The sequence below is a fragment of the Candidatus Brocadiaceae bacterium genome (assembly GCA_012728835.1).
Taxonomy (GTDB): domain Bacteria; phylum Planctomycetota; class Brocadiia; order SM23-32; family SM23-32; genus JAAYEJ01.
In genome coordinates, this window is sequence record JAAYEJ010000043.1 from 118,100 (window position 1) to 131,068 (window position 12,969).

10 protein-coding genes are annotated in these 12,969 nt (G+C 68.0%); 5 read left to right on the forward strand and 5 right to left on the reverse strand.

Annotation, left to right across the window (positions count from 1 at the left end; translation table 11 throughout):
- Window positions 1-54: 54 nt before the first annotated feature.
- Together GXY85_06735 and GXY85_06740 are read right to left on the reverse strand one after the other, a co-directional pair.
- Window positions 55-1,959, reverse strand: coding sequence for a S9 family peptidase (locus tag GXY85_06735; GenBank protein ID NLW50526.1), 1,905 nt, complete (start codon window positions 1,957-1,959; stop codon window positions 55-57).
- A gap of 2 nt (window positions 1,960-1,961) precedes the next feature.
- Window positions 1,962-2,807, reverse strand: a complete 846-nt coding sequence (locus tag GXY85_06740; protein NLW50527.1) for a DMT family transporter — start codon at window positions 2,805-2,807, stop codon at window positions 1,962-1,964.
- 348 nt (window positions 2,808-3,155) lie between these two features.
- Here GXY85_06740 and GXY85_06745 point away from each other — a divergent pair, with 348 nt between their 5' ends.
- The gene (locus tag GXY85_06745; GenBank protein ID NLW50528.1) at window positions 3,156-3,545 is read left to right on the forward strand and encodes a GxxExxY protein; all 390 of its coding nucleotides are present in this window, start codon (window positions 3,156-3,158) and stop codon (window positions 3,543-3,545) included.
- 80 nt (window positions 3,546-3,625) lie between these two features.
- Here GXY85_06745 and GXY85_06750 read toward each other — a convergent pair whose 3' ends face one another.
- The 3 genes from GXY85_06750 to GXY85_06760 are packed head-to-tail and all read right to left on the reverse strand — an operon-like array spanning window position 3,626 to window position 8,106.
- Window positions 3,626-4,321, reverse strand: coding sequence for a response regulator transcription factor (locus tag GXY85_06750; protein ID NLW50529.1), 696 nt, complete (start codon window positions 4,319-4,321; stop codon window positions 3,626-3,628).
- Between the two features lie 10 nt (window positions 4,322-4,331).
- A complete protein-coding gene (locus GXY85_06755; protein NLW50530.1) occupies window positions 4,332-6,185 on the reverse strand; it encodes a HAMP domain-containing histidine kinase in 1,854 nt (617 codons plus the stop codon).
- Entirely contained in the window at window positions 6,172-8,106 is a 1,935-nt protein-coding gene (locus GXY85_06760) for a tetratricopeptide repeat protein (GenBank protein ID NLW50531.1), read from the reverse strand. Before GXY85_06760 ends, GXY85_06755 begins: the two co-directional genes overlap by 14 nt.
- Before the next feature lie 207 nt (window positions 8,107-8,313).
- Between GXY85_06760 and GXY85_06765 the strand changes: the two genes are divergently transcribed.
- The 4 genes from GXY85_06765 (at window position 8,314) to GXY85_06780 (ending at window position 12,555) form a co-directional block, all read left to right on the forward strand.
- Window positions 8,314-8,619, forward strand: a complete 306-nt coding sequence (locus GXY85_06765; protein ID NLW50532.1) for a hypothetical protein — start codon at window positions 8,314-8,316, stop codon at window positions 8,617-8,619.
- Between the two features lie 101 nt (window positions 8,620-8,720).
- Complete coding sequence (locus GXY85_06770) at window positions 8,721-10,079, forward strand: radical SAM protein (protein ID NLW50533.1); 1,359 nt, start codon at window positions 8,721-8,723, stop codon at window positions 10,077-10,079.
- Between the two features lie 3 nt (window positions 10,080-10,082).
- A complete protein-coding gene (locus tag GXY85_06775) occupies window positions 10,083-11,822 on the forward strand; it encodes a hypothetical protein (protein ID NLW50534.1) in 1,740 nt (579 codons plus the stop codon).
- A 28-nt stretch (window positions 11,823-11,850) separates the two neighbouring features.
- Window positions 11,851-12,555: a methyltransferase domain-containing protein gene (locus GXY85_06780; protein ID NLW50535.1), complete on the forward strand. Its 705-nt coding sequence runs from the start codon at window positions 11,851-11,853 to the stop codon at window positions 12,553-12,555.
- The last annotated feature ends 414 nt before the right edge of the window (window positions 12,556-12,969 follow it).

The following is a 12,969-nucleotide window of genomic DNA, read 5'->3' on the forward strand; positions in this document are numbered from 1 at the left end:
CTAACACAGATCGCCCGCCGGGGCAACCCGCGCCGGCGCCGACCCGTTCGTCCGTCAGCGCCGCCCGCGCACGTGTTCATTGATGTAGGACAGCACCGTCTCGTGGAAGTGCAGACGATGGCGCGGCTCGTGGACGCCGTGGGGCTCGCGCGGGTAGAGCAGGAGGCGCGTTTCGACACCGCGCGCCTTCAGAGCCCGGTAGTACTGATGCGACTGGCCCGGCGGCACGCGCAGGTCGACCTCCCCGGTGATGACCAGCGTGGGGGTGGTCACGTTGCCGACGTGGTGCAGCGGCGACTGGTCGCGCCAGAACGCGTCGTCATAGCCCGCCGCGATGCCTCCGCCGCTGTAGAGCTGGAAGTCCGGGATGTCCGTCGTGCCCCACATGCCCAGGTTGTCCACCACGGCCGCCACGGCCACGGCGCAGCGGAAGCGCCGTGTGTGGCCGATGATCCACGTGGTCATGTAGCCGCCGTAGCTGCCGCCGAAGACGGCCATCCGGTCGCCGTCGACGAGGCCGCGTTCGATCAGCGAGTCGACGCCCGCCATGATGTCCTTGTAGGGCGCATCGCCCCAGTTGCGGACGATCCTGCGGGTGAACGCGCGGCCGTATCCGGTGCTGCCGCTGAAGTTGGGCATCAGGCACGCATAGCCGGCCGCGCAGAAGACGTTCGGCCCGACGGCGTTCCCGTAGTTCGTCAGCGAGGCGCCGTAGGGGCCGCCGTGCGGCATCAGGACCAGCGGATAGGGCTTCCGCGCGCGCGGTTTCGTCGGCAGGTAGAAGATGCCCTCGATCTCCAGGCCGTCGCTCTTCCACGTGACGACCTCAGAACGCGCGAGCGTCACGGCCGCCATGTCGCGGTTGACGTCTGTGAGGCACTCGGACGCGCGGGACGCATCGAAGGGCACGGAACAGAGTTCGTCCGGCGCCTGCGTCGCTGAACCGACGAAGAACACAAGGCCGGCGTCTCCGGCGACGGCCGATCCGAGGGCGGCCAGGCCGCCGGTATCCAGCCGCTCCGGCGTTCCGCCCACTTCGCAGACGTAGAGTCCGTGTCCGGTGCGCACGCCCGACTCGAACAGAACCCGACCGTCGGGCAGCCACTGCGGCATGATGCTGCGAAGGTCCGCCTCCGGGTGAACCATGCGGCGCTCGCCGGAGTCGAGATCGATCACCTTCGCGGTGTCGTGAAACAGGTCCCGTTCATCGTAGGCTTCGGTGAGAAGCACGGACGCGCCGTCAGCCGATACGTGCATGGGCGCCTCCATCAGGTGGCCTCGCACCGGCCCGACCGTGCGCCGCCCCTTGCCCTTCGCGTCCACAACCTTCAGGTCGGACTCGAACCACTGCGAGTTGACGGTCGCCGTGGGGCAGGCTGTGTAGACGAGGCCCCGGCCGTCCGGCATCCAGGCGGCGCTGCTCACGTGCTCGCCGTCGGCCGAGATCCTGCGGGGCTTGCCGCGCCCGTCGGCGTTGACGACCCAGAGCGCCCGGCGGCGCTCGTCGGCATCGACGGTGCGCCAGTCGCGCTTCTCCTTGTCCCTCTTCTTCTCGTCCGGCGTCCGGTCGGGCTGCGCGATGACGGCGAGGTGCCGGCCGTCGGGGCTCCAGACGTACTTCACGACGCCCTGCTCGAAGGCGGTCACCTTCCGGCCTTCGGACAGCTCCCGCTCCATGACGCAAACCTGCCCCTTGCCTCCCTCGCGCTCGGACAGGAAGGCCAGGCGCGTGCCGTCCGGCGAGAACTGCGGCTGCCACGCCTTGCCGCTGAAGGTCACCTGCCAGGCCCCGCGCTCCCCGGACCACGCCCGGATCTCGCTGAGGTTTTCGTTCTTCTCGAGATCCGGTTTCGTCACCTGGAACGCGGCGCGCCGCCCGTCCGCGGTCGCCGTCGGGCAGATCAGAGTGCGATTTCCGAAGATGTCCTTCACTGTGAACAGCCGCTTCGACTTCGCCATGGTCAGCCACCCTCCCCATTCAGCGCTTGTCGATCCGTTCGGTCCGGCACGCGTGCCAGATAGACGCCTGCGAGCATAACGGAGATCCCGATGATCTGCATGGGCGCGAGACGCTCTCCCATGAACAACGCGGCCCCGATGCACGAGACGCCCGGCACGAGGTACTGGTAGACAGCCGTGCCCGACGCCGTCGTACGCCCGATGGAGCCGTACCAGAGCAGCACGCCGATGAGGCCCACGACCACCGCTCCGCCGTCCAGCGAGAGCGTCTGCCCCTGATAGCTCGTCGACGAGGCGTTTTGGAAGCGGTCCAGCGACGCGATCACGACGTCGAACTCCTGTCCAGGCTCGACTCCGGAGGGCGCCAGGATACGCACCGTCTCGGCCGGCCCCGGCGCGACGGCCAGCCGCGGCTCGCAGTCGGGCGCCTCGCCGCACACGCGCAGCCAGACCGGCTCGGTTCCGGAAGTGTAAGGAGCGAAAGTGTTGGCATACAGCACTCGGATCGGCGCACCGGCCTCGACGGCGCCTTCGGCCAGCGTGGCGATGACGTGGCGGCCGTGCCGGCACGTGCCTTCCGGGTAGGCAAGGTTCCGCCGGCGGATCTCGACGTCGAACCGCGCCGCGCCGCCGGGCGAGTGCACCCGCACGAAATGCGCTGCATCGGGATCGTCGGCCTGGAGTTCCCGTGTGAAACTCGGCCCGGACACAAGCAGCCAGGAGTTCGGAAACTGTGCCTCGACCGTGTCGCCGGGCACGAGCCGCCGGTCCGAACGCAAGACGATCTCGACGTCGCACGGCTCCCGCACAACGAACTGCCGCTCCGGTGCGTCCACTCTCAGAGTCATTCGCCGAATCCCCTGCCACAGGCCGCTTACCTTCCGCTCGCGAGCGGCATGATAGGCACGCACGGGCTGTGAAACAAGCAAAGGAACAACGGCAGGCATCCACAGATTACGCAGATGACGCAGATTAACAACAGAGCCTGGCGAACGTAACGGCTGGGCAGCGGAGCAAATTGTTTGTTTTGTCCGTTTTTCCTCTGTAATCTGCGTAATCTGTGAAATCTGTGGATAGCTCTGTCCTTCTGGTCGCGGATGCCCGGCCGGTGAGTTGGCGCTTGCTTGTCCTCAATGTATTTGTTACTTTGCAGTGCCGTAGAGGTATGTCTATTGATCTTCCGGAAGGGGGCCACGATGGCCGGAGAGGACGCCACTCAGGATCCGCAGACGTATGCCATCATCGGGGCGGCAATGGCTGTTCACACCGAACTCGGCTGCGGTTTCGTGGAGCCCGTCTATCAGGAAGCGTTGGCGCTTGAGTTGCGGCGGCAGCGCATTCCTTTTCAGCGGGAGGTTGAGCTCCCGATCTACTACAGGGATCAACGGCTCACCACCATCTACCGAGCCGACTTCATCTGTGAGGGGACCATCCTTGTCGAACTGAAAGCGCTCGGTAAGCTGACTGAGCGTGAGAACGCACAGGTCATCAACTACCTCAAGGCGAGCGGCCTCCGGAAAGGCCTGCTCCTCAACTTCGGCGAGGTCAGCCTCCAGTACCGCCGCCTCGTCAACGGCCCACAATGATCAGCAGTTCTCTATTGGGGATCCGTTAATCCGCGTAATCTGTGAAATCTGTGGATGCCTTCTGTCGTCTGATGCCGGCATCAGCTCTCGTGCGGCGGCGCGTCGAAGCGGTAGCCGATGCCCCGCACGGTCTGGATATATATGGGCCGGTGCTGGTCCGGCTCGATCTGCCGGCGGAGGGTGTTCACGCACTGATCGACGCTGCGCGGCGTCACGAAGACGCTGTGCCCCCAGACGGCGTTGAGCATCTGGTTGCGCGTCAGCGCCCGGCCCTCGCGTTCGACCAGCAGCACGAGCAGGTCGAACTGCTTCGGCGTCACGTGGATCTCTTCCCCGTCGCGGCTGAGCCGGCGGGCCTGCAGATCAAGGGCGAACGGACCGAACCGGATGACCTGCGGCCGCTCCCGCCGGCGACGCCGCAGCAGCGCCGCCACGCGCGCCATGAGTTCCAGCACGCCGAACGGCTTCGTGACATAGTCGTCCGCGCCGAGTTCAAGCCCCAGGACGACATCCGACTCCTGCCCCTTCGCCGTGAGCATGATGACGGGCATTTCGAGTCCCTCGCGGCGGATGAGGCGGCAGACCTCATAGCCGTTGATCCTGGGCAGCATGATGTCGAGCACGATCAGGTCCGGCCGGGCGTCCAATGCCGCGCTCAGCCCTGTCTCGCCGTCGGCGGCGGTAAGGACGCGGTAGCCTTCGAACTCGAAGTTGCCCTTCAGCCCCTCGAGCATCGCCGCATCGTCTTCCACAATCAGGATCGTCTCGTCGGGCATGGTTGATGCCTCAGGCCTCCGTCTCGCGGGCGATGGGCACCCGCACGGTGAAGGTGCTGCCCTCGCCCGGGGTGCTCTCGACGTCTATGGTGCCGCCGTGCGCGTCTACGATGAACTTCACGATGCTCAGGCCCAGGCCGCAGCCTTCGGCGCGGCGCGCCAGATGGCTGTCGGCCTGGAAGAAGCGCTCGAAGGCGCGCCGTGCTTCACGCCGTGACATGCCGATGCCGTTGTCGGAGACGCGGAAGCAGACGGCGCCGTCAGCCGTCTCGGCCGAGAGTGCGATGCGCTTGTCCCGGCCGGTGTACTTACAGGCGTTGTCCAGCAGGTTGAGCAAGACGGTCACCAGCGCGTCGTGGTCGCCGCTGACCGCCGGCAGCGCTGGCGGCACGTTGACGTCGAATCGGCAGCCGCTCGCGCTGAACCGCTCGGCCACAACGTTCGCCGCCTCGTGAACGACCTCCTCGGGATGCAGTTCCGCCATTTCGAACGCCCGCTTGTTGCGCTCCATGCGTGAGAAGGTCAGGAAGTTGTCGATCAGCCGGGCCAGCCTTTCGTTCTCGCTGACGAGCAGGTCCAGGTAGCGCCGCGCCTGCGCCTCGTTCTCGAACCGCCCCTCGCGCAGTGTTTCAGCGAACATGCGGATGCACGCCAGCGGCGTCTTCAGCTCGTGCGTCACGGTGGCGACGAAGTCGTTCTTCAGCCGCGTCAGCTTCGCCTGCCGCAGCAGCGAGCGCCCGCCGACCAAGGCCAGAAGCACGACGGCGCCGATGCTCAGCAGCCCGGCCCAGAGGTAGCCGGCCGTCTCCCGCCCTGCCGCCTCGGAGAAAGGATCGCCGCCCTCCAGCATCAGCGCCAGCCGCCATCCGGGAAGCCGGTCCCCCGGCGATGCGGTCAGGAAGGCCTCCCCGCCATCCGGCGCACCCGGACGGCGCAGCACGATCGACGCGCCGGGCATGGCTCCGGTCTCCCGCGCGAGGAGCTGCATCTCGTCCAGCAGCCCCTCCTCGCAAAACAGCCCCACAACGCGGCCGTCGGCCGACGCGAGCCGCCAGACGCCCGGCAGCCCGGACGCCGTCAGCTCCGGCGCCGCAGGCGGTGTGGGGATGCGGGCCAGGTAGTCGGCCGCCAGGTCCTCGGCCGCGAGCGTGGGAAAGGCGAGCGCCTCCCCCTCAGTCTCTCGCAGCCGATGCATGAGGAAGCGGCGCTGCGCGGGCGGCATGGCGGGAGGGCCGTAGTCGTTCAGGCGTGCGATAAGCGCTTCGCGCAGTGCCAGGCGGCGGGCGTCGGCCGAATCCGGGATCAGTTCCAGCGCACGCAGCCCGGCCGGAGGCGCGACGAGACGGCCGGCGGAATCCCGGACCTCCGCCTGCCCGGGATCCGAAAACAGCCCCCCCAGCAGGTCCGCGGCCTTCGCGGCGTCGCCTGCCGTCACCAGGGACTGCGCCTCGGCCCAGACGCCCGGCGGACGGGGAGTGATCGCGGGCAGCACGGCGGCCGGCGCCGGATAGGCCACGCCTCCGGCTTCGTCATAGATGACGGCGGCGTCGCACGCGCGGGAAGACACAAGCGCGGCAAACCGTTCCGCCGGCGGCGCCTCGGCGGCCGTCTGTTCAAGGCGGCCGGCCTTGTCGTTCCAGCGGTTCGAGACCGCATCCGCCGCCGCGTGCAGCCGCGGCTCATACACGTCGATCAGCTTCTGCCGCACGGCCAGGCGCGTGTTCCGCACGGCCTGCCCCATAAACCAGAGCACACAGGCCGTCGGCACGGCGACCGCCAGCGCCAGCAAGAGGAGCAGGCGCCACGACCCGCCACCTGCCCCAGCGCCCGTGCTGCCCACCCGTCTGAACTCACTCCTTGCCATGTGCCCCTTCCAGGCGCGCGACCTCCTGCCTCAGGATTTCCACCTTCTTGATGGTGCCTTCATAATCCGCTTCTGCCCGCACGCAACGCAGTTCCGCTTCCGCAGCCACGCCCGGCTCGCCGACGCCACTCTGGTGAGCGGCCTCTGCGCGCTTCAGTGCCATTTGAGCGAAATGGACCTCCGCCCTGCCCTTGACGAGATCGGCCTCCGCCTCCGCAAGGCGGATGCGCAGGTCGGCAAGCTGCGCTGCGGTGCCCATGCTGCCCGCAGCCGTGTCATCGCTGCCTGCCGCAGTCCGGATGACGTCGTCGCCGGTGCCCTGTATCCCACTGACGTCGTCGCCGGTGCCCTGTATCCCACTGACGTCGTCGCCGGTGCCCTGTATCCCATCCGGGCCGTCGCTGGTGAGCCTGCAGAGACCGGGGCCGTCGGGGATGGGGAATGCGTAGCGGTAGGGCTTCCCCCATGGGTCGTTGGGCGACGACACGGCCCTGATGTACGGCCCATGCCAGTCCGCAACGCCTGCCGGCCGGGCGATGAGTGCATCGAGCCCCTGATCCGTCGTGGGAAAGGAACCGGTGTCAATCTCATACAGGGCCAAGGCGGTTCCCAGAGAGTCAAGGTCGGCAAGGAACGCCTGGGAGGGGGACGTCGCGGCGCCGACCATCTTGTACCTCACCATGACACGGCCCGCTCCGCCGCCGTTGTTCTGCAAGAACTGCAGCAAACCACGGCCTCCCTCCGCTGTCTGGAATGCGTAGACGACAGGCAGTCTGTCCCGTTCAAAGGCGAAGCGCGACTGCCCGGAACCGACAGCGGGCAGCGCCATGGCGGCAAGTTCCGCCGCAGAAAGGCCATGCCACGTGTCGGGGGTGCAAAGCCGAATGGCCGCATCGAACCCCGTCAGCTCCATCTTGTCCCCCCCGGTGTCGCATCCGGCGTCCACGCCGAATGCCCGCAGTGGAGCTGCGCTATTATCCAACTCATCGAGAGAGTAAACCTTCCCGCTCTCGAAGTCGACAAGGACGTTTTTGCCGCGCCCGAAGTCGGGCGGCAGCTCGATCATCGAACGGAACGCGGGCGTCGCCACTTCGGCCGGAACGTCCTGCACCAGCTTATAGCGGATCTTGACACCTCGCGGCGCCTGATCGCGCAGCTCCAGGATCTGCAGAATGCCTCTGCCCCCCTCGCGGGTCTTCAGCAGGTACGTGGCGGGAAGTGTCCCCTTCGCACTCATGAACACGGGGAAGCCCGGCACTCCCTTGCTGAGCATCTCCTCCTGCTCGAAGAAGGCCGGCTCGATCGTGTCCCACTCGGAGCTATGACACGGCACGACGACTACGTCGATCCCCGCAAGCCCGCCCTGCGGACCGGCCGTCTCCCCCGCCGCATCTATGCCCAGCTTGCGGATCGCGGCGAAGATCGCGTCTTCGCTCGCTGCTCGACCCACGCCCAAGTCCTGGGGCGAGTAGACTTTGCCCTTGTCAAAATCGATGAAGAAGTCGACGCCGTCGCTGTCATCGTTGACGAAACGTTCGATGACCGGCCCGAAGACAAGTTGCCCGGACGCCGGTACCGGTGGCTCCAGCTTCGCCAGTTCGTCCCGAGCCGAGCGCACCAGCGCCTCCTGGTCCGCGTAACGTTCGGAGACCAGGGCGAACTGCTCAAGCGCCTTCTCCTTCTCCCCCTTGGCTAACAGGCACTTGCCGAGACGGTAGTGGGCCTCGGCCACGCAGCGACGGCTTGCCTGCGCGTCCGCGATGATCTTCTGGTACGTCTCGATGGCCTTGTCGATGTCGCCGACCACTTCTTCGGCGTAGACGCCCGCCTCCAGCAGGACCGATGCCTCCTCCGCCTGCGCCGTCGCGCAGGCCAGCATCGCCAGAACCGCCGCTGCCGCCAACCACCTGACGTACTTCATCGTCCGTCCTCCCCGCACATGTTAACCCATCCCGCACCGCCATCAAGCCGCAGTATAGACAGGAAATGTCAAGAGTTTGTCACGCAACGGAACGATTTCGGCACAGGGCGAATGGAGATCCCTCTGTCTTTCGCCGTAGATTGCCGGCAGGGGCGCGGTACGGTAGAGTGGCCGCCGTTGCGTGGCTTCATTGCGAGGGTGCCGAACATGAAGAGCTGGGCGCTGCTCGGGCTGGTGGGGTTGCTGCTGCTCTGCGCCGCTGGGTGCGGAAAGGACGGGGTGACGGCGGACACGGCGCCGTTCGAGGCCGCCGTCGCACAGTACCTGGCCGGCAAGAGCATGGACATGAAGGTCACGGAGTTCGTGTCGCTGGACGTGACGGGCGACGCGGCGACCGCCGTCTGCAGGCTCACGGAGGCGTCCGGCCTCTACAGCGGCCTCGGCGTGCGCTGGCGCTTCACCTTCGAGCGCAACGGCCCCGCATGGCGGGTGACGGGCCACAAGCCGCTCTGAATGCGCCCCCCCCTTCGGTTTGACACGCGGCAGAGACGCAGGATAGGCTCTGTGCGCGAGACGGCTCCGGCGTTCGACTCTCACCCGGAGGACCTGCACCCATGCGCTGGCGCGACCTGTTCCTGCCCCGCCTGCCGTCGCGTTCGCCGCGGCCGGGGCTGGAGCATTTCCACATCGAACGGCCGGACCGGATGACGCGCGTGCACCTGCGCGTCGAGGAGGACGGCGGCGGGCTGATGCTCGTGGACGCGAGCGTGGCCGTGCGCCTGAACCGCACGGGCATGGCGCTGGCGCGCACGATCCTCGAAGGAAAATCGCTCGAGGAAGCGCAGCGTGAGCTGCAGAGGACCTTTCGCAACGCCCCCGCGGAACAGGTCGCCGAGGACTACGAGAAGGTCCGGCGGGTGCTCTTTCCCGCCGAGGCCGCGGAGGACGCCTGCCCCTGGCTCGACCTGGCGTCGCAGGACGACGAGCCGTTCTCCATGAAGGTCTCCGCGCCCTACCGCGCCGACCTCGCCCTGACCTACCGCTGCCAGAACGAGTGCCCGCACTGCTACGTGGAACGCGAGCGCGACATGCCGTCGCTCTCGCTCGAGCAGTGGCGGGCGGTCCTGGAGCGCCTCTGGGACGCCGGCATCCCGCACGTCTGCTTCACGGGCGGTGAAGCGACGCTCTGCGAGTTCCTCATCGAGCTCGTGGAGAAGGCGGAGGACCTTGGACAGGTAACCGGCCTGCTGACGAACGGCCGCCGCCTCTGCGATCGCGACTACGTGCGCCGACTGGTGGGCGCCGGCCTCGACCACGTGCAGATCACCATCGAATCGCACCTCGAAGACGTCCACAACCGCATGGTCGGCGCGCCCGGTTTCGCCGAGACACTCGCCGGCATCCGGAACGCCATCGCCGAGGACATCTACGTGGTGACCAACTCGACGCTGACGAAGTGGAACGCGCCGGCGATCGAGCAGACGGCGGAGTTCCTGCACGGGCTCGGCGTGAGGGCGTTCGCCTGCAACTCGCTCATCATCTCGGGCGGCGCAAAGGAGAGCGACGCCGGGCTGGAAATCGACGACCTCGTCCGCATCCTCCCGCTGATCGTCGAGAAGGCGCGGGCGCTGGGCATGCGCTTCATCTGGTACACGCCGACGCCCTACTGCCGCATGAATCCCGCCCAGCTCGGCCTCGGCTTCAAGCGCTGCACGGCCGCCGAATACAACATCTGCATCGAACCCAACGGCGACGTGCTCCCCTGCCAGAGCTACTATCAGGCGGCGGGCAACATCCTGACCGACGAATGGAAAGCCATCTGGGAGAGTAGTGTGTTCCGGGACATTCGGGAGCGCCGCAACGTGCCGGATGACTGCCGCGGCTGCCCCGATTTCCCCGTGTGCGGAAGCGGATGCCCGCTGAGCCGCGAACACGACATGGTGCAGTGCATGGACCGGGTGTCGGAGGGCTGAGGCATGCGCCGGAGGCAGGTCACGATCGGGGCCGTGCTCGCGGCGCTCTGTCTCGCCGCGTTCGCGCCGGCAGCAGAGGCACAGCAGTACCGCTTCCAGGTGCCTGAGGTGCGCGTGGTTCTGACGGTTCAGCCGGACGCGTCCGTGCTGATCGACTACACCTTCACCTTCCAGAACCAGAGGGGCGCACACGCGATCGACATCGTGGACGTCGGCATGCCGACGAAGCAGTATACCGTGCTCGAAGCGTCCGTGGAGGGCCAGCCGCTGAGCGTGTGGAAGCCGTCCACGGAGATCGCGATCGGCCCGGAGGTGCACCTGGAGCCGTGGGCCATCCCGCCGGGCGGCAGAGGCGTCTTCACCTGCCGGGCGCGCGTGACCGACATGGTGTTCGAGGACCGGAAGAGCGCGGACCGGGCGTCGCTGCGCTTCACGCCGACCTGGTTCGGCGAGCGGTACGTCGGCGGCGAGACGGACCTGCTGCTGGTGGTGAAGTTCCCGCCGGGCGTGGATGCAGAGGACGTCGTCTGGCACTCGGACGAGCGGCCGTTCTTCCAGAAGGGCATCCTGGACCCGGACGGCGTGGCGTTCGTCTCGTGGAGCGAACGCTACCGCTTCACCGGCCCGATGATGTTCGGCTGCTCGTTCCCGCGCGCGGCCATGGACCGCGTGGTGGAGAGCAGCCTGGGGCGCGAGTTCCTCGTCTGGTGGGTGAATTCCCAAAGGGCGCAGACGATCAGCGCCATTGCGTTCCTCGTCCTGTTCGGCACGTTCTACCTGCTCATCACGCGCGGCACGGGCATCACCTTCCTGGTCATCGGCGCGGTGATCTTTTTCATCATCGTCCTGAAGTCGCCGCTCATACACCTCGGCATGTGGCCCGCGGTGCCGCTGCTCGGCGCCGTGTGGTACTGGGGCATGCACGCGCGCAGGCCGCGCTACATGCCGGCCCTGGCGCGCCTCGAGAGCGGGCGCGTCTGCCGTGCGCTGAACGCGCCCGAGGCGGCCGTCCTCATGGACGTGCCCCTGCACCGGGTGCTCGGCATGGTCGTCACGGACCTGCTCGACAAGGGCGTCGTCCGTGTCACGGGCGACGATCCGCCCCGGGCGGAGCCGATCGGCACCCGCGCGGTTGCCAACGTCGTGGAACTGCCGGACAGACGGAAGGTGGCCCTCGAACCCTACGAGGTCGGCTTCATGGACGTGCTGTCCCGCCCGCCTCAGGACGTGCAGGACAAAGACTTCAGCGAGCCGCTGCAACGGCTGGTGGGGCTTGTCCGGTACAAGATGTCCGGGTTCGATCCGGAGGCGACGCGGGAGTACCATCGCCGCGTCACCGAACGGGCGTGGGAGAAGGTGGAAGCCCTGCAGAATCCCGAGAGCAAAGACGCCCTCGCCCGGCGCCACTTCAACCGGCTGCGGATGGCCGACGATTACGAGGACCGGATGGAGGAGCAGCGGACGCGAGGCTGGCACTACATGCCTCACTGGCACCACCACTTCGGCCGGCGGAACTGGGAACGCGCCATGGACCGCTGGACCCGGCCGGCGGCGAACCGCGCGGCACAGGCCATCATCGAGCCGGTCAAGGGGCTCGATCTGTCCGGGGTGGACCGCTTCACGCTCGACACACTGGGCGAGATCGCGCGGGCGGCCGCCAAAGGCGGCTCGGGCGGCGGGGGCGGCGGCTGTGCGTGCGCCGGATGTGCGTGCGCGTGCGCGTGCGCGGGGGGAGGTCGGTAGCCCCGCGCAGGCGGGAGGCACGGCCCACATGGCGGACGGCGAACTCAACGCGCTCGATGCGCAGTACCGCCGGCAGGCGGAGTGGTTCTACGGGGTGCGCTCGAACCTGCTCCGGCGCGTGGGGATCGCCGCCAAGAAGAATGTTCTCGAACTCGGCTGCGGGACGGGCGCGGTCACGCCCGAACTGATCCGCCGCTGCGGGGGGCAGGTGGTGGCGCTGGACGTCCGGGCCGGCCCGATGGCCCTGGATCCCGGGCGGTTCGCCGGCGCGCAAACGGTGATCGCCTCGGGCGAGGCGCTGCCGTTCGCAGACGCGGCCTTCGACCTCGTGTTCACCCAGATGCTCTTCCTGTGGACTCCCGATCCGGCGGCGGTCGTGCGCGAGGTGCGGCGTGTGCTGCAGCCGGGATGCGAACTGATCGCCGCGGCCGAGCCGGACTACGGCGGGCGCATCGAGTACCCCGGCTCGGGCCTGGGCGTGCGGATGAGCGAGGCGCTGCACGCGCTCGGCGCGGACCCCGACGTCGCCAGGAAGATGCCGGACATCCTGCGCCGCGAGGGATTCGGGGTGGAAGCGGGCGTGCATCCGTCGCTCTTCCCGGCGGACCGGCTTCCCGGGGAATGGGAGCACGAGCGGCGTTTCCTCGTCTCGCTCGGCGGTGAGCCCCCTGCCGATGGGGAGCCGCCCACGTTCCTCTTCATGCCCTACTTCTGGTTCCTCGCGCGCAAGTAGGGGCCCACGCCGCACCGTGCCGTGCACGCCCACGCCGACCTGTCATCCTGAGGAGCGAAGCGACGAAGGATCTCGCCTGTGTGGCTCCGGCGCCGCTGCGAGCACGGCGTCCCCGAGCCCGTGACCGAAGCGCCTTCCAGCATTCGGACGCGTCGCCCCGATTGCCGAGTCGAGGTCCTTCGGCCCGCCTGAGCGGGCCTCAGGATGACACCCCGGGGGTGACTCGCGGCCGTCACACCGCCCTCGTGCCGTGCACGCCCACGCCGACCTGTCATCCTGAGGAGCGAAGCGACGAAGGATCTCGCCTGTGTGGCTTCCGGCGCCGCTGCGAGCACGGAGCCCCCGGGCCCGTGACCGAACGACCTTCCGGCATTCGGATGCGTCGCCCCGATTGCCGAGTCGAGGTCCTTCGTC